The following is a 738-nucleotide window of genomic DNA, read 5'->3' as shown; positions in this document are numbered from 1 at the left end:
CCTCGGATCATGCCGACGCTGCGTGATCCCTGATACTGGGAACCGAAGCGCTCGTTGGTGTAGTAGTTTCCTTCAGAGGCTTTTACATAGGCGAATCGTGCACCCATGTTCCATTGCTGCTGCCAGTCCACGCTGGGTTGGTGCCCGCTAACGTCCAATCCCTGAATACCGAAGGTGGGCATCCATGTGCCCTCCGAGGACAGAGATTCAGTGCTGAGGCGCCTGAACGATTCCGATGGGGTTGATGCGGTGACGCGAGCGGACCGCTGCCCCATTTCCGCTCCGCCGAGACCAACTGCTTCCGCCATTGACTGTGCGGCTTCTGCAGAGGGTTGGGCCACAGGAGGCTCAGATGGCGCTGGCGTTACTGAAGATGGCATCGACAGGGGAGCAGCAGGAGAAGGTGAAGCGGCAACCGAGGCAGCGTTCGTCGGGGGAGGAGTAGTTGGAGAAGGTGCGGGCTCCGCGGCTGTGGCTACACCCGCAAGGCCTGGGCCCGCTACCAAGGTCGCAGCTAGGAGCGCTATCCCCAAGGACATGAATGAGGGGCGACGGGACTGAGACGGGTTCCGCTTCATTTTTTGCTCCGGAGACAATGTGGCGCTGCGCCGAGCGCTCATTTGGTAGCTGCCAAGGGCATCCCCCCAGGGAAACGCTCGGCAGATTGTATTGCGACAAATAACGCGCTCACCATAGCACCGCAGGACTACTGGTGCTAGTGGTACATCTGTTACTGCT

The 738-nt window shown here is 60.0% G+C and carries 1 protein-coding gene; it reads right to left on the bottom strand.

The window, feature by feature from the left end:
* Nucleotides 1-107: GH25 family lysozyme (locus tag AC5RWX_RS33950; protein WP_494100529.1), on the bottom strand; the 107-nt coding region annotated here is incomplete at its 3' end.
* Nucleotides 108-738 lie beyond the last annotated feature (631 nt).

This window comes from Arthrobacter sp. SPT-J7, from assembly GCF_059089965.1.
Note: the sequence above shows the minus strand (reverse complement) of the source record. Positions and strands in the feature narration are given on the sequence as shown.